General features: G+C 29.1%; 15 protein-coding genes and 1 pseudogene. 8 read left to right on the plus strand and 8 right to left on the minus strand.

The window, feature by feature from the left end:
* Window positions 1-56 precede the first annotated feature (56 nt).
* Genes CD56_RS03465 through CD56_RS03490 form a run of 6 tightly spaced genes read left to right on the plus strand, consistent with a single transcriptional unit; the run spans window position 57 to window position 5,875 of the window.
* Entirely contained in the window at window positions 57-1,913 is a 1,857-nt protein-coding gene (locus CD56_RS03465; RefSeq protein WP_039618037.1) for a flagellar assembly protein A, read from the plus strand.
* The gene (ruvA, locus tag CD56_RS03470; protein WP_047208194.1) at window positions 1,910-2,461 is read left to right on the plus strand and encodes a Holliday junction branch migration protein RuvA; all 552 of its coding nucleotides are present in this window, start codon (window positions 1,910-1,912) and stop codon (window positions 2,459-2,461) included. The genes CD56_RS03465 and ruvA overlap by 4 nt, the downstream gene beginning before the upstream one ends.
* Window positions 2,462-2,477: 16 nt before the next feature.
* Window positions 2,478-3,518, plus strand: coding sequence for a D-alanine--D-alanine ligase (locus CD56_RS03475; protein WP_047208195.1), 1,041 nt, complete (start codon window positions 2,478-2,480; stop codon window positions 3,516-3,518).
* A gap of 2 nt (window positions 3,519-3,520) precedes the next feature.
* The gene (locus tag CD56_RS03480; protein WP_039618043.1) at window positions 3,521-3,736 is read left to right on the plus strand and encodes a type II toxin-antitoxin system Phd/YefM family antitoxin; all 216 of its coding nucleotides are present in this window, start codon (window positions 3,521-3,523) and stop codon (window positions 3,734-3,736) included.
* A gap of 2 nt (window positions 3,737-3,738) precedes the next feature.
* A complete protein-coding gene (locus CD56_RS03485) occupies window positions 3,739-4,482 on the plus strand; it encodes an alpha/beta fold hydrolase (protein WP_047208196.1) in 744 nt (247 codons plus the stop codon).
* Window positions 4,475-5,875 carry a Mur ligase family protein gene (locus tag CD56_RS03490; protein ID WP_047208197.1) on the plus strand — a complete coding sequence of 467 codons (1,401 nt, stop codon included), beginning with the start codon at window positions 4,475-4,477 and terminating at the stop codon, window positions 5,873-5,875. The genes CD56_RS03485 and CD56_RS03490 overlap by 8 nt, the downstream gene beginning before the upstream one ends.
* Window positions 5,876-5,886: 11 nt before the next feature.
* Here CD56_RS03490 and flgH read toward each other — a convergent pair whose 3' ends face one another.
* A complete protein-coding gene (gene flgH / locus CD56_RS03495; protein ID WP_039618049.1) occupies window positions 5,887-6,588 on the minus strand; it encodes a flagellar basal body L-ring protein FlgH in 702 nt (233 codons plus the stop codon).
* A gap of 85 nt (window positions 6,589-6,673) precedes the next feature.
* Here flgH and pta point away from each other — a divergent pair, with 85 nt between their 5' ends.
* Window positions 6,674-8,143 carry a phosphate acetyltransferase gene (gene pta, locus CD56_RS03500; RefSeq protein WP_052768366.1) on the plus strand — a complete coding sequence of 490 codons (1,470 nt, stop codon included), beginning with the start codon at window positions 6,674-6,676 and terminating at the stop codon, window positions 8,141-8,143.
* Between the two features lie 8 nt (window positions 8,144-8,151).
* Complete coding sequence (locus CD56_RS03505; RefSeq protein ID WP_047208198.1) at window positions 8,152-9,336, plus strand: acetate kinase; 1,185 nt, start codon at window positions 8,152-8,154, stop codon at window positions 9,334-9,336.
* 28 nt (window positions 9,337-9,364) lie between these two features.
* Here CD56_RS03505 and CD56_RS03510 read toward each other — a convergent pair whose 3' ends face one another.
* The 7 genes and pseudogenes from CD56_RS03510 to ppa form a co-directional block, all read right to left on the minus strand.
* A complete protein-coding gene (locus CD56_RS03510) occupies window positions 9,365-10,135 on the minus strand; it encodes a MetQ/NlpA family ABC transporter substrate-binding protein (protein WP_047208199.1) in 771 nt (256 codons plus the stop codon).
* Window positions 10,136-10,205: 70 nt separating this feature from the next.
* Window positions 10,206-11,411 (minus strand): glycosyltransferase, encoded by a 1,206-nt coding sequence (locus tag CD56_RS03515; RefSeq protein ID WP_047208200.1) that lies wholly within the window; start codon window positions 11,409-11,411, stop codon window positions 10,206-10,208.
* A gap of 9 nt (window positions 11,412-11,420) precedes the next feature.
* A pseudogene (locus CD56_RS03520) lies at window positions 11,421-12,077 on the minus strand (methionine ABC transporter permease); the annotation flags it as partial.
* 2 nt (window positions 12,078-12,079) lie between these two features.
* Window positions 12,080-13,036, minus strand: coding sequence for a methionine ABC transporter ATP-binding protein (locus tag CD56_RS03525; RefSeq protein ID WP_047208201.1), 957 nt, complete (start codon window positions 13,034-13,036; stop codon window positions 12,080-12,082).
* 3 nt (window positions 13,037-13,039) lie between these two features.
* The gene (locus CD56_RS03530) at window positions 13,040-15,652 is read right to left on the minus strand and encodes a valine--tRNA ligase (RefSeq protein ID WP_047208202.1); all 2,613 of its coding nucleotides are present in this window, start codon (window positions 15,650-15,652) and stop codon (window positions 13,040-13,042) included.
* A gap of 78 nt (window positions 15,653-15,730) precedes the next feature.
* Window positions 15,731-16,762: an OmpA family protein gene (locus CD56_RS08075; RefSeq protein WP_052768367.1), complete on the minus strand. Its 1,032-nt coding sequence runs from the start codon at window positions 16,760-16,762 to the stop codon at window positions 15,731-15,733.
* A 35-nt stretch (window positions 16,763-16,797) separates the two neighbouring features.
* On the minus strand, window positions 16,798-17,316 hold the full coding sequence (ppa, locus tag CD56_RS03540) for an inorganic diphosphatase (protein ID WP_039618061.1): 519 nt from the start codon (window positions 17,314-17,316) through the stop codon (window positions 16,798-16,800).
* Between the last annotated feature and the right edge of the window lie 3 nt (window positions 17,317-17,319).

Below are 17,319 nucleotides of genomic sequence, written 5' to 3' on the forward strand. Positions count from 1 at the left end.
TTTGATTTTATTTTTGCTAAAATCAAAATTTTATATACAATAAGGAAGCTTAAGCTATGGAAGAAAAGAAAATTTTATATACTAAAGACCCTTATAAAGAGCTTTTGATATTTGCTTCTGAAAATAAATGTGAAGTCGATGAACTTGATTTTAGATTGTTAAGTTTTAGCACTTCTTATACTTATGATAATCAAGAATGGATAAAAGTTAATGAAAAAGAATTAAAAATTTTTGAAGAAGATGAAAAATTTTTAATTCATGATTTAAATATAGAACAAGAATATAAAATAGAAATTTATTTTAAAAAATTTACACGCTCTCCAGCTTTTGAGATTAGTTTGCATGTTAATGAACTTTGCACTTTATTAAAAGCTAGTGTTAGAGCTAGTGAAGCTATTGCTTTTCATGATAAATTAGCACTAGAGCTTTTGGAAGCTATTTATAAAGCGATGATAAAAGAAAAATATTTGCTTGGATTTAGAATTTTTGATTTTAAAAAGCAAATTATTGATTTTAATACTAAAGTTAAAGAAAAGCAAAAATTTGATTTTGAAGTTGAATTTGAAGTATGTAAGGGAGTTAATCCACAAGAGCCTACAAATGAAGAAATTCAATATCATTATCTAGAAAATTTAAAAAAACACAATGATGTGATGAATAGAAACTATGTAGCACCTATAGGAAAAGATGAGGTGGCTATTGAGAGGATTAAACCAAAAGAGGGTAGTGATGGTAAAGATTTAAGATTTAAAATTTTAAAAGCCCTCCCGCCAAAAACAAACAAAGAAAAAGTTATTTGTTCGGATAATTTTGAAGTTAAAGAAGATGATGAAAGTATAAAATATATTGCCAAAAAAGATGGATTTATTATCCAAAAAAAATCTATTTATGAGATAGAAAATTATTTAGAATTTAACAAGGTTGATTTTAAAAGCACGGGTTCTATTTGGGCGGGTTTTGATAAGCAAGTTATTATCGTGATTAAAAATACAAATAGTTTAGAGGATGCAATAGGCCCTAGAATTACCGTTGAAGCACAAGAGTTAGAGGTTGTGGGCAATATGGCTCAAGATTCTGTTTTAAGAGGTAAAAAAGTAATTCTTAAAGGCAATATGCACCATAAAAGTACTATTATAGGGCAAAAGGTTGAGGTTAATATCTTAAGAGGGTATTGTGAAGCTGAGGAAGTTTTTGCTGAAACTTTAGAAAATGGCTCTATTAAGGCTAAAAAAGTAAATATTAAAAAGGCTGTGGGTGGGGAGATTATCGCGGATGAAATTTACATACAAGAGCTTGGTGGTAATTGTTTATGCAGTGCTAAAAGTTTAATCCGCGTTGAAAAAATTCAAGGAAGTGGTAATAAACTTGTAATTCAAGATCTCAAAGCTTTTGATAGAGAAAAAAGTGGAGAGGAAATACTCTTGCATATTGAAGAGTTAAAAAAAGAGCAAGAAAATTTAGCCAAAGAAATTGAAGAGACTAAGCATACTATCCATGTGAGTAAAGATTCTGTGAGAATTTTACAGCAAAAGGCAAAAGAATTAATGAATGCAAAAAGAGCTATACCACAAGCTTATAAGATTACTATTAAAGATTTTAATCAAAAGATTGAAAAATTAAATATTTTAGCTAATAAGATAGAAACTCTAAAAGAGGAAGAAAAAACAAATATAGAAAAGCTTAAAAAAATTCAAGATGAACTTTTAAAATCAAAAATTATTAATAAAAGTGGAAAATGGATGGACTTAAACGAGGTTAAATTTGTTTTATTAAATCCTAGAAAAGAGTTAAGCTATCATCCGCGTAATGATGAGGTGATTGAGTGTTTTGAGCTTGAAAAAATAGATGCTGAAGATGGAGTAAGTGTTTATGAAATTCGCTCTATTGGTAATTATAAGGAAGAAGCTAAATGATAGTGGCGATTGAAGGAATAGTGAGTAAAAAAGATCCTACTTTTGTAATTTTGAAAACTTTAAGTGGGGTAAGTTATGGTGTTTATGTGTCGCTTTTTTGTTCAAGTAATTTTGAAAAAGGTCAAAAGGTTGAGTTTTTAATCACTCAAATTATTAAAGAAGACTCTCACAAATTATATGGATTTTTAGACATTAACGAGCAAAGAATGTTTGAATTATTAATTAAAATTAGTGGTATAGGAGCAACTACTGCTATGGCACTTTGCTCAAGCTTAGATACTAATACTTTTTATGCAGCTTTGCAAAATGGCGATGAGAGTGTTTTTAAAAAGGTTCCTGGTATTGGTCCAAAGAGTGCAAAAAGAATTATAGCTGAGTTAAGTGATGCAAAAATCAATATAGAAAATTCCAATCAAGATCAAGCACAAGCTTTAGCAGCCTTACTTTCACTTGGTTTTAAACAAGAAAATATTTTAAAGGTTTTAAGAACTTGTGAGAGTAAAAATACTAGTGAGCTTATTAAAGAGGCTTTGAAAAAATTAGCATAATAAAAGGAAAAATATAATGATATATGGTGTAATTTTTGGTGCAAATTCTTATGAGCATGAAATTAGCATTGTGAGTGCTGTGGTGTTAAAAAAAGTACTCAAAGTGCAAAAAAAATTTATATTTTGTGATAAAAATAAGGAATTTTTTCTTATAGATGAAGAAAAAATGAATGCAAAAACTTTTAGTAGTGGCGCTTATAAAAAAGAAAAAGCCTTAGTATTAAAGCAGGGTGGTTTTTTTATAAAAACTATGTTAGGTGAGAAAAAACTTGACATTGATATAGCGATAAATATTGTACATGGAAAAGATGGTGAAGATGGCAAAATAGCTGCTTTGCTTGATTTTTATGGTATAAAATACATAGGACCGCGCATAGAAGCTAGTGTTTTATCTTTTAATAAAGTTTTAACTAAACTTTATGCACAAAGCGTAGGGGTGAAAACACTTGATTATAGGGTTTTAAATTTGCATAAAGAGCAAAATGTTTCTTTAGATTTTCCTTGTATTTTAAAGCCTGCAAGATTAGGTAGTAGCATAGGTATAAGTATAGTTAAAGATGAAAGCGAGCTTAAATATGCTAAAGATGTTGCTTTTGAATTTGATGAGGATGTTGTAGTAGAACAATTTATAAGCAATATTAAAGAATATAACTTAGCAGGTTGTATGATAGGTGAAAAAATGGAATTTTCTATCATTGAAGAACCTAGAAAAAATGAAATTTTAGATTTTGAACAAAAATATTTAGGCTTTTCAGAAAGTTCTAAAGTGAGTGAAGCAAATATTAGCGAAGAATTAAAACAAAAACTCAGGGATAATTTTACGAGAATTTACAATCCTTTATTTAAAGGAGCTTTGATTCGCTGTGATTTTTTTGTGATAGATGATGAGGTTTATTTAAATGAGATTAATCCAAATCCAGGATCATTGGCAAATTATTTATTTGAAGATTTTACTAATATAATTAATAATTTAGCAAAAAATATAGAGTTAGAAAAGCAAATCAAGATCGATTATGCTTTTATTCACAGCATTAATGGACAAAAAGGTAAATTATAATCATGGCTACTTTTAGCAAAGATGAAATTTATACTGCAACTGAAGTAGTAAGAAATTTCAGCACTATGCTTGAAAAAACAAAAAAAAGTGAAAATAGCAGGGTGGTGATAGTAAAAAATAATAAATTTGAAGCCGTGCTTTTAAGTTTTGAAGAATATGAGCGTTTAAATGAAGCTGTAATGCTTTTAGAAAAAATTTATAAAGATAAAAAAGGCTAGAAATGGCAAAAACTAGAGTATATTCTAATGGGTATTTTTATAATTTAAGCTATGAAATCATCAATCCAAAATGTGAAAAAACAATTCTTATTTTACACGGTTGGGGTGCTAATAAAGAGCTTATGAAACAAGCTTTTGAAAAGCCTTTGAATGATTTTAAACAAATTTATTTAGATTTACCTGGTTTTGGAAATTCAAGCATAGATGCACCTATGGATTCTTATGCTTATGCCAAGGTTGTAGAAGACTTTTTAACTACAATTGAGCAAAAGGCAGATTATTTAATGGGGCATTCTTTTGGAGGAAAAGTTGCGACTATTATGTGTCAAAATGCTAATTTTCAAGGTTTGATTTTACTTTCTAGTGCAGGTGTGGTTTTGCCAAAAAGCTTTAAAGTGAGGTTTAAAATAGCCTTGTTTAAAATTTTAAAAAATCTTCCTTATGGGGATTTTTGGAGGAAATTTTTTATTAGCAAAGACGCTCAAGGTATGAGCGAAGTGATGTATGAAACCTTTAAGAAGGTTGTTAATGAAAATTTAGAAAATGAGTTTCAAAAGCTTAAAAACCCTATTTTGATTTTTTGGGGTAATGAAGATAAGGCTACGCCTTTAAAAAGTGGAGCGATTATCCACTCTTTGGCACAAAAAGGAAAATTTTTTGCATTAGATGGGGATCATTTTTTCTTTTTAAAACATGCTGATTTTATAAATGAAAAAATACATGAGGAATTTTTAAAAAATGATTAGTATGATAGCTTTTTTAAGTTTGAATTTTTTACTTGGATTTTACCTGATTTTAGCTTTGCAATGGTATTCTTATAAATTCTCACGTATAATTTTACATTTTGCTAAACCTTTATGGCATTTATATTTTTTAATAATTCCTTATTTTGCTTTTGTGTTTTCTTTATATAGTGGAAATTTTTATTTATATTTTATAGTTTTTGCTTTGTCTTTGTTATATGGTGGATATTTATATAAAAATTTAGATAAAAAGCTAGTTTTTACTGCTAGAATTAAGCGTTATTTTTTATTTTTGTCGCTTTTTACTTTAGTATTTATGCCATTTTTTTGGATAGGTTTAGAAGCTTTAGTAGCGGCATTTTTATTTAGCTTTTTAGTAGAAAAAATAAACCAAAATACATTTATAAAAAAAGCAAATAAAAAAATTTGTGATAATCCAAATTTAAAAATCATTCTAATTACTGCAAGTTTTGGAAAAACAAGTATAAAAAATTTTTTATACGAACTTTTAAAAGATGAGTTTAAGTGCTATAAAACTCCAAGAAGTGTTAATACTTTTATGGGTATAGTAAAAGATATCAATGAAAATTTAGAAAATAATACTGAAATTTATATCGTAGAAGCTGGCGCAAGAGAGCAAAATGATATTTTAGAAATTACAGAGTTTTTAAATCCTCAAATTTGCATAGTTGGTGAGATTGGTTTAGCGCATTTGGAGTATTTTAAAACTCAAGATAACATCCGCAGTGCTAAGTTGCAAGCTTTAAAATCCAAACGTTTAGAAAAATACTTTTTACACTCAAGCACCTTATATGAAAACGAATTTTATGATGATTGTTTAAGTGATGTTAGGGCAAGTTTAGAAGGTTTAGATTTTAAAATAAGATTAGATGATGATATTTATGATTTTCATACAAATTTATTAGGTGCTTTTAATGCTTGTAATATTAGTGTATGTATTTTGCTTACTCATTATTTAGGAATAAAAATAGAAAATATTATAAAAAGTGTATCAAATTTAAAAGCAGTAGAGCATCGCTTGCAAGTGATTTCTAAAGAACCTAAATTTATCATAGATGATGGTTTTAATGGAAATTTTAAAGGTATGAGTCAAAGCTATGAGCTTTGCAAAAGTTATCATGGAAGAAAAGTTTTGGTAACTCCTGGTATAGTTGAAGTTAATGAAGAAGAAAATATAAAATTATGTAAGATAATCAATGAATGTTTTGATTTTGTAATTATTACTTCAGAAGCTAATAGTGTGATTTTACAAAAACATATTACATTAGATTTTTATGTATTAAAAGAAAAATCTCAACTTGTGCAAACTTTATCAAAATTAACCCAAAATGGAGATTTGATTTTATTTTCTAATGATGCGCCAAGTTTCATGTAAAACCATTTAGCTTAAAAAGGCCAAATGGTTTCCATGAATTTTGTCCCCCAAGGCTTACGCGTTGATTTATCTATATCACCTTCTGTTTTATAAAGAATTTTTGCATCAGCTATGTATTTACTATCTATCATATTATCTTGAGAAATATCGTAAGGCCTTATAACCCCGCTTAACTGAATGATTTGTTTTTCACCGTTAATTAAAAGCTCACGACTTCCTTCTATAAAATAATTTCCATTAGATAAAACTTTAATCACTCTAGCAGAAATAGTAGTTTGGAAATTTTCACTTCTAGTTTGGCTTCCTGTGCCTTGGTATTGTGAAGTGCTTGCTGTGGTATAGCCTATATTTGTATAATCATTGATAAAATCTCTAGCTTTGCTAAGTCCAGCACCAGTGGTTATTTGTCCTCCACCTAAATTAACATTATTATTTTTACTTGTAGCTTTAGAGCCTTGCGAGTTTTGTGTAGCATTTTCTCTAATGACTACAGTAACTAAATCATTTACATTCATTGCTTTTTTATCAGAAAATAAAGGATTATCTCCTTTACCAAACAGCGATCCAGGATTACTTTGGGTGTTATGATTTTGCTTTGGAGCTAATTCTTCTACATAAGTTGGGGGCTTCATATTAATATGTGGATCGACTGTAGCACTACAACCAAACATTACAAAAGGTAACAAGTAAAAATTAACATTTTTAAATTTCATAGCTTTATAACCTTATATTATTGTGATGAATTTTAAAATTATTATATTACAAAAAAACAATTATTTTGTTAAAAAAGAGGAAAAAATGAAATCCATGTTTTTGTTAAATTGTGTTGATGAGAAATTTTTAACGCAGTCTTTAGGAAAAGTTCAAGGTAAAATAGCTTTTTATTTTCCTGTTTTTTGTGAAAAAAATAAAGAAAAAATTGCTTTAATATGCTCAAAAACTAATACTAAACTAGATTTTTTTAGTAGTTTTGAAAAAAATGATTATCAAAGCAAATTTACTCAAAATTCAAATGATTTTTTTAAAAAAATAATTCAAGATTATGAAAAATTAAAAAAAGAAAATGATTTTGTTATAGTGGTCGGAATAGATGATTTTGGCTTGATGGGTGATTTGAGTTTAAATATAGCCTTAGCTAAAGAGTTAAACACTCCTTTATATGCAAAAAGTCAAGATGAAAATCATACTATGTTAAATTTCTTACTAAGCCAAAAGCTTAGTGACTTTGTTTTATTAAAAGAAAATGAAGATTTTACTCAAGATTTATTACAAGAATATACCTATAAAACTCAGGCAAGATTTTCTTATGAGCTTTTTGAAAAAGCAAAAGCAGATAAAAAAATAGTGGTTTTACCTGAAAGTTTTGATGAAAGAGTATTAAAAGCTAGTGAGTTTTTAATGCAAAATGAGATTGTTGATTTGATTTTACTAGGCGATAGCAATGAAATTTGTGCTAAAGCTAATAGTTTAAATATTAATATCGATGGTGTACGTATTATAAATCCTAAAAATTCTCAATATAATGAAGAATTTGAAGAGCTTTTGTATGAAGCTAGAAAAAGTAAAGGTATGAGTAAAGAAGAAGCTAAAAAGTTAGTACAAGATAAAACATATTTTGCGACCTTGCTTGTACATACTCAAAAAGCGCATGCTATGGTAAGTGGTGCAAGTACAACTACTGCTGAAACTATTCGTCCTGCTTTGCAAATTATCAAAACAAAACCTGATGTGAGTTTGGTTTCTGGTATGTTTTTTATGTCTTTAGAAGATAAGGTTTTGGTTTTTGCTGATTGTGCTGTTATGCCAAATCCAACCCCTGAACAACTTGCTGAAATCGCTTATGTAAGTGCAAATAGTGCTAAGGCTTTTGGACTTGATCCTAAAGTGGCTTTGCTTTCATATTCTAGTGGAGATAGCGGAAGTGGGGTTAGCGTGGATGCAATTAAAGAAGCTACTAAAATAGCTAAAGAAAAATATCCTCAACTTGAGCTAGAAGGTCCTATACAATTTGATGCAGCGTATGATATGCTAACAGCAAAAAGTAAAATGCCAAATTCTAAAGTAGCAGGAAAGGCAAATGTATATGTGTTTCCTGATTTAAATGCGGCAAATATTTGCTATAAAGCAGTGCAAAGAACAGCAAATTCTTTAGCTATTGGCCCGATTTTACAAGGTCTTAAAAAACCAATTAATGATTTAAGTAGAGGTTGTTTGGTAGAAGATATTGTTAATACTGTGATTTTAAGTGCTATTCAAGCACAAGAATAAGGAGAAAAATGAAAATATTAGTTTTAAATTCAGGTTCATCTTCAATTAAATTTAAGCTTTTTGAAAAAGATGAAGCCCTAGCATCTGGTTTAGTGGAAAAAATAGGCGAGCAAAGCTCTAAAATAGAATTAAAAGATCTAAAAAATGGTCAAAAATACCAAAAAGAATTAGCGATTAAAGATCATGAACAAGGTATTGAATTAGTAAATGAACTATTTGCTCAAAGTGGAATTTTACATGATTTAAATGAGCTTGATGGGTGTGGACATAGGATAGTTCATGGAGGTCCAAATTTAACTAAACATTGTTTAGTAGATGATGAAATTTTAAAAGAAATTGATAGAGTTGCTCACATAGCACCTTTACATAACCCTGCGCATTTAATAGGCATTAAAACTATGATAAAAGCTGCTCCGAAAGTTCCTAATGTGACAGTTTTTGACACAGCTTTTCATCAAAGCATGCCTGATTATGCTTATATGTATGCTTTGCCTTATGAGTTTTATGAAAAACACCAAGTTAGAAAATACGGCTTTCACGGTACATCACATTCTTATGTAAGCAAGCAAGCTGCACATATACTTGGTAAAAATATTAATGAATTTAATGCAATTAGCGCTCATCTTGGAAATGGTGCGAGTGTTTGTGCTATAGAAAATGGAAAATGTGTAGATACTTCTATGGGCTTTACACCGCTAGAAGGTTTGATTATGGGAACTAGATGTGGTGATATTGATCCTGCTGTATTACCATTTTTAGCAAAAAAATTAAATTTAAATCCATCCGATTTAGATACTATAATGAATAAAAAAAGTGGTGTTTATGGAATTTGTGGGTTTAATGACTTTAGAGATATTGAAGCGCAAATTGAAGAAAATAACGAAAAAGCAAGACTTGCTCTTGATATGTTTTGTTATCGTTTGAGTAAATATATTGGCTCATATTTTGCGATTTTACCTAGAGTTGATGCGTTGATTTTTACTGCTGGTATAGGCGAAAATGATGATATTGTTAGAGCAAAAGTTTGTCAAAGACTAGCGCATTTAGGATTTGATATAGATTTAGATAAAAATGCACAGCTTAGAAATGGTGAGATTAGTAAAAAAGACTCTAAAATTAAAATTTTAATTGTTCCAACAGAAGAAGAATTAGAAATAGCTAAAATTACCACAGAGCTTATTAAAAATAAATAACCTTGAGTTTTAAAACTCAAGGTTTGTTTTAAAATGCAGGAACTACTGCACCTTGGTATTTTTCATTGATAAAATCTTTTACTTTTTGACTTTGCAAAGCCTTTACTAAAGCTTTGATTTTAGGATTGTCTTTATTATCTTGAGTAGTTACTAAGATATTTGCGTAAGGACTTTCTTTGCTTTCTATTAAAATAGAATCTTTTACAGGATTTAAATTTGCTGATAAAGCATAGTTTGAATTAATTACTGCAAAATCAACATCGTCTAAAGCTCTTGGAAGTTGTGCTGCTTTTAACTCTTTAAATTTGATATTTTTTGGATTATCTTTAATATCAAGTGGAGTTTTTAATGCGCTATTTTCAAAACTAACGAGCTTGGTGCTAGCGATAATATCCAAAGCTCTGCTTTCATTTGTCGGATCGTTTGGCACAGCTATAGTAGCATTTTGTGGAAGATCTTGGATATTTTTATATTTTTTAGAATAAACAGCCATTGGTTCGATGTGAATTTTTGCAACGCTAATTAATTTTGTGCCTTTATTGGCATTAAACTCATCTAAATAAGGCTGATGTTGGAAGAAATTTGCATCAAGTTCTTTACTATCTGTACTAAGATTTGGTAAAACATAGTCGTTAAATTCTTTAATTTCTAATGTGTAACCTTCTTTTTTTAGCAAATCTTTAGTTTGTTCTAAAATTTCAGCATGAGGAACAGGTGTTGCACCTACAGTGATAACTTCATTAGCAAATAAACTTGCACCTAAAATTGTGCTTGCAGCGAGCAATTTTAACAATTTCATTTTAACTCCTTTTTATAGTTTTTAAAATGTTTGATTATATTGTAAAAATATTAATAAGATAGGAAAAGTTTTATTTTTGTTTGTTTTTGTATTCTTTAGCAAAATGTTTAAGTTCTTTTATAAATTTTATATAACCACCTTTGTGCCAATTTTTTTGAGCCTTAATGAGAGCTTGTCCGATTTTGTAAGAATAAGTATTTTGGTTTTTAATACCCTCGCTTTTATAATCATCATAACTTGATAAAGGGGGAAGCTTAAGATAAGGTTTTGTTTTTAAATCTTTTTGATATTGCTTGGCAAGTTTTGTGTGTTTATAGTAAATCTTTAACAAAGTAAAAGGTAAAAAAAGGAATTTTTTCTTATTTTTAGTGCATTCTATAAAAGCATAGCCTAGTTTGTATGATAAATGATATCTTACTCTTGCTTTTGCTTGAGTGTTAATAGCTTTTACTCCATCTAAATATCTACTTCCTCCAAGTTGTAACCATTTTTCATAGTATTCTTGCCATTTAGGCCATGTTTGGTTACATAAGACATTATTCCAAAAACGATTATTACTACCTTCTGCATGTGTTATAGAAGCTTTTTGTGATAAATTGGTTCTATAGTCAATATTTCCATTGTAAGTATCTTTTAAATCTTTTATTTTAAATTTATGCTTTAGTATTAGTAGTGTAAACAATCCTTGATCATTTAAATTTTGAATATTTTCGTTTAAATGTTTATATATAAACTGATAACATTTTAAAGGATTTGGTATAAGATCGGTAAAGACCAAAATTCCCGTTAAATACGTGCGTTTTTGATGATATTCTTTTTTTGTGGGCAAGCTTTCAAGAAGCAAAGTTTTACCCAATCTTGCACCAAAATGATATTTTCTAGCTTTTAATTTGCTAAGTTCATCTATGCTTTTTAAAAGTAAAACATCAAAATCAAGATAAATAATACTTTCACATTCATCTAAAAACTTAAAAGCTTCAAATCTTGCAAAAGCCATATGTGTCCATCTTTTTAAGAAAAATAAATTATTAATATCGTTTTGATTTTTACCAAGAGTAGCTAAAAAATCTTCTTGAGTAAAAGGAATAAATTTAATTGTTTTATTTTTAACAATTTTTTGCATGATATTTTGATCATTCAAGCTAAAACCATCATGTAAAATATAAAATACATCTACCTTCTCACCCATAACATCCATGATGTTAATAAGTAAGGTTCCTATGGTAAAGCTTGAATTTTTAGTCGCTGCCAGCAAAATACCAAGTTTATGTTTCATTGTTTATCTTTTGGTGATTTTATAAAGAATATTTCCTATAAATTGTATGATTTGAACCAAAACAATCAAAATCACAACGGTTTGAATCATAATATCAGTTCTAAAACGCTCATAACCATAGCGAATAGCCACATCACCCAAACCACCACCACCAACAGTTCCTGCCATAGCAGAAAATCCTATTACGATGATTAAAATCAAAGTAATACCATTAATAATGCTTGGTAAAGCCTCACTAAACATAACTTTAAAGATAATTTGTGCTTTGCTAGCTCCATAAGATCTTGCTGCTTCAATGATAGCAGGATCAATTTCTTTAAAAGCACTTTCAATCATTTTAGCTAAATAAGGTGCAATTCCTATAGTAAGTGGTACTATGGTAGCAGTTGTTCCTATGCTAATACCAATGAGATATTTTGTAAAAGGACTTAAAACTACAATGAGTACTAAAAATGGAAAGGATCTTAAAATATTAATGATAAAATCAAGCACACTATAAATGCTTTTGTTTTCCCACAAGCCACCTTTATCAGTAACAGTAAGCACAATTGCAGGGATAAGTGCGATTAAAAAAGCTAAAAACGTGGCTGTAAAACTCATATAAAGAGTTTCTAATAATGCTGGATAAAGTATATTTTCAAAATTTCTTAAAATTGCTTCTAAATTCATTACACAAGCTCCCAAATAACGCCATTTTCTTGTAAATAATTTAAAACTTTTTCTTGATCTTTAGCTTCTATATTGATTACCAAATTTCCTAAAGCATTATTATTTAGCTTTTCTATCTTACCCCAAACTATATTAAAATCAATATTTAAACTTCTAGCCATATGAGTGATTATGCTTTGATTTGCTTTTTCTTTGCAAAAATATAAGCGCACATTAACTCCATTTTGTGGTAAAAAATCACTTTCCCCTAGAAATTCACGCATTTTTTCACTTGGCTTTAAGAATAAATCTTCAATTTTCCCTTGACCTATGATTTGTCCATACTCTAATAATACAGCCTTTTGTGCTATTTGTTTTACTGCTTCCATTTCATGAGTTACTAATACTACGCTGATGTTAAATTCTTGATTGATTTTGACAATAAGTTCTAAAATGTTATTTGTGGTATTTGGATCAAGTGCAGAAGTAGCTTCATCGCTTAGTAAAATTTTAGGATTTAAAGCAAGAGCTCTAGCTATGGCTACCCTTTGTTTTTGACCACCACTTAGCTCATTTGGATAAGCCTTGCTTTTAGCTAAAAGCCCCACAAGATCTAAAAGCTCATTAACTCTTTTTTGAATTGTGCTTTTGTCAAAATTATGAATTTCTAAAGGCATAGCTACATTTTCAAACACATTTTTTCTACTCATAAGTGCAAAATGCTGAAAAATCATCCCTATATCTTTTCTAAATGCTCTTAACTCTTTTTCTTTTAAGGTAGCTATTTCTTTACCAAAAACTTGCACGCTACCACTTTGATAATTTTCTAAACCATTAATACATCTTAGCAAAGTTGATTTTCCTGCCCCACTGTGTCCAACAAGAGCATAAATTTCTCCTTCTTTAACTTCTAAAGAAACATCATTTATAACTAATTCTTTGCCATAATATTTTTTAAGATTTTGTATTTTTATCACTTATTAGCCTTCTAAATTAGAAATTTCATCATTGATTTTTTCAAGTTGAGCTTTAATACTTTCAAGTTGAGTTTTATTTTGCTCAACAACCGCAGCCGGTGCATTAGAGATAAATTTTTCATTTTTCATCATAGCATCTAGCTTGTTAAATTCTTTTTCAAGTTTTGTTTTTTGACTATTAAGTCTATTTAAAACACCACTTAAATCAAGATCTTGAGTTGGTATAAATACTTCTAAATTCTCACTTACATCTCTGATGGATTTTTCTAAATTTGTATTGATAAACTCGATATTTTCACATTTTGCAAGTGTTGAGATAAAATTAGTGTAATTTTTTAACTCAGCTATTAAACTCTCATCGTTTAATTTTATACAAGCTTTTTGAATTTTTGCATTTGCAAGCTCTACTAGGGTTTTTGCACGGCGTAAACTCACTATGCTTTCTATAATGATATTAAATAATTTTTCGATTTTTTCATTTCTAGAATTAAATTTAGGATATTTTGAAATCATTATAGACTCATGAGTTTGGATAGAAGTTTTACTTAACTCATGGTATAAATACTCACTAATAAATGGCATGAAAGGATTTAAAAGTTTTAATGCTTCTTTAAAAATACTTCCAAGTTCTTTTATACTTGATTTTTCAGCCTTACTAAGCTCAATCCCCCAATCACAAAATTCATCCCAGAAAAATCTATACAAAGTATTTGCAGCATCATTAAAGCGGTAATTATCTAAATTTTCTCTTGTTTCTTTTACGCATACTTCAAAACGAGACAGTATGTATTTTGCCAAGTTAGTTTGAATTTTGCTTTTATCTAAATCTTCAAATTTTTCTTCATTTAAAAGTAAAAATTTGCTTGCATTATAAAGCTTGTTGGTAAAATTTCTAACTTGTATGAGTTTGTCATTGCTTAATTTTATATCTCTACCTTGGATAGCTAAAAGAGCAAGAGTAAAACGCAAGATATCAGCACTGTATTCATCCACACTTTGCACAGGATCAATGACATTACCTAAAGACTTACTCATTTTTCTACCTTGTTCATCTTTAACCAAAGCATGTAAATATATATCTTTAAAAGGAAGCTCACCTAAGGCATTAGTGCTTTGAAACATCATTCTAGCAACCCAGAAAAATAAAATATCAAAGCCGGTGATTAATAAAGAATTTGGATAAAAATCTTTTAAATCACCTTCATGCCAAAGTGTGTTTTTGCCCCAGTCTTTATTACCCCAACCTAAAGTACTCATAGCCCAAAGACCTGAAGAAAACCAAGTGTCTAAAACATCAGGGTCTTGTTTGAAATTAGCGCTTTGGCATTTTGGGCATTGGCTTGGAGTTTCTTCGCTTGCCCATTCATGTGAGCATTTACAATAATACACAGGAATTTGATGACCCCACCAAAGTTGTCTTGAAATACACCAATCTTTTAAATCTCTCATCCAAGCATTAAAACTATTAATCCAATGTGCAGGGTAGAATTTGCTTCCACCAAGATTAACTTTTTCTATGCTTTCTTTTGCGATTTCATTTTTTACAAACCATTGCTTAGAAATATATGGCTCAACCACATTTTTACAACGATAGCAATATCCTACTTGATTAGTATAGTCTTCTATTTTTTCAACAAAACCTTTTTCTTGTAATTCTTTTATAATAACATCTCTTGCTTCTAATCTTTCTAAGCCTTTAAAATGCAAGCAATGTTCATTTAAAATACCTTTTTCATCAAAGATAGTAATAAATTCAAGTTTATGTCTTAAGCCTACTTCATAGTCATTATGATCATGTGCTGGGGTTACTTTCACAAAGCCTGTACCAAATTCCATATCTACATGCTCATCAGCAATAATAGGAATTTTTCTATCTATTAAAGGTAAAATGACATTTTTGCCTATTAAGTGTTTAAATCTTTCATCGTTTGGATTAACCATCACAGCGCTATCACCAAAATAAGTTTCTGGTCTTGTGGTGGCTACTACGATGTATTCTTGAGAATTTTCTAAGAAATATTTTAAATAATATAATTTCCCTTTATTTTCTTTATATTCTACTTCTATATCGCTTAATGCTCCATCATGAGTACACCAATTTACCATGTAATTTCCACGCACGATGAGCTTTTTATCGTAAAGATCAACAAAAGCTTTTTTTACGGCATTTACCAAACCCTCATCCATGGTAAAACGTAAACGACTCCAAGCAGGAGTGATACCTAAAATTCGCATTTGCTTAACTATAGTACCACCGCTTTGTTCTTTCCATTCCCACACTTTTTTTATAAATTCTTCTCTGCCTAAATCTTCTTTTTTGGCACCTTGAGCTAAAAGTTGTTTTTCTACAACATTTTGTGTTGCAATGCCTGCATGATCAAGCCCCGGTTGATAAAGGGTTTTATAGCCATCCATTCTTTTATAACGCGTTGTGATATCTTGTAAAGTACAAGTTAGAGCATGGCCTATATGCAAAACACCTGTTACATTGGGTGGTGGCATCATAATACAAAAGTTTTTGCCTTTTTCTTGAATTTTTTCATTACCATTGATTTCAAAATATCCGCGTTCTTCGCAAATTTTATAATATTCTTTTTCTAGTGATTTATCATACATAATTGTTACCTTGAGAATGAAAATAAATTGTTATGTTAGCTTAAAATTGTTAAAGAAGTTTTGAAATTTAGAAATTAGTTATAAAAAACTAATTTCTACTTTACGATTATTTTGTCTTTGAGAATCAGACTTATCTTTAGTAGGGTAGGTATCTTTTCCTAAAGATTCTATTTCTATAACCTCAGTAAAACTAAAGAAATGTTTAGCCACATTCATTGCTCTATTTAGTCCTATCATATAGTTTGCAAAAGTGCTACCTCTATCGTCTGCATAACCTTGAATTTTGATTCTTTTGATTATATCTTCTCTTGCTAGGTTTTGATTGATTTTTTCAAGTAAATTTTCATTGCTGTATTCGCTATATCCATTTCTTTCAAATAAAAATTTCAAATCAGAAATTTTAACATCTACATAATTGTATTTTTTCTTATTTTTAGCAAAAACAATATCTTTATTATATATGCTTAATTTCATATTGTCATTTGAAAGCATATCGATAAAAATAGTTAAATTATAATCTTGAGAATTAGCTTTAACAGGATTAATCATTTCTTTTAACATATCAACTCTATAATCACTTAAACTTTTTCCATCTAATACATAAACTTTAACAAAATCATCACTCAATCTTGGCTCATATCTGCTAGTTTTGCCTTTTGCAATGTATTCTTGCATAGTATTTTTATATTTTGTTGTTTTTTCTTTTTTTACGTTTGTTTGTTTGTTGTTTTCAACCGGAGCTTTTTCTTCTTCTTGGGTTGCTTTAGGTGTGATAGTTTCATTTTTAGAAACTTCAGCTATATTTGTTTGGGTTGTTGGCGCAACTTCTTGAGTGCTTGTATTTTCATCTATGGTAGGATTGTTTTGTACTGGATTTTCTTCTTTTAAAGGCTCTTGATTTGTTTGTTGTGATTGATAAGTATTATCACTTATATTATTTCTTTCTTGATTGTATTGAGTGCTTGGTGGAGTGTAGCTTTGATAAGAACTACTTTTTTTATAATCATATACATAAGTATTTGAATTATCTTCAAAATACCACATATAAAAACCAATACTAGCGCCTATTAGCACCACAAAAGCTATACTAAAAGCAATAATACTTTTCATTTTTTATCCTTTGTGAAGTCCTTAAAAGGACTTAATTATTTATAATTTTTAATAGAATTTTCTAAAATTTCACTTGCTTTTTCAATACCTGCAAATTCTTTTACTTTTACCCATTTGTTTGGTTCAAGCATTTTATATGTTTCAAAGAAATTTTTGATTTTATCTAAGCTTGCTTTTGGTAAATCATCTAAACTTTTAATACTATCATATCTTGGGTCAATTTTACTTACAGGAACAGCAAGTAATTTTTCATCCATACCGCTTTCATCTTCCATTAATAACACCCCTATTAAACGACAAGGAATCACAGCTCCTGCTTGAATAGGGTATTCATTTAAAACTAAAACATCAATAGGATCGCCATCATCTGCAAGAGTATTTGGTATAAAACCATAGTTTGCTGGATAAAACATAGCTGAATACATTACACGATCAACCATGATGGCTCCGCTTTCTTTGTCAAGTTCGTATTTAATGTTTGAACCATAAGGAATTTCAATAACAGCATTAAGTTTGTTTGGTACTTCTCCAACTTTGATTTTGCTAATATCCATTTT

This window comes from Campylobacter lari (assembly GCF_001017575.1).
In the GTDB taxonomy this organism is placed as follows: domain Bacteria; phylum Campylobacterota; class Campylobacteria; order Campylobacterales; family Campylobacteraceae; genus Campylobacter_D; species Campylobacter_D lari_C.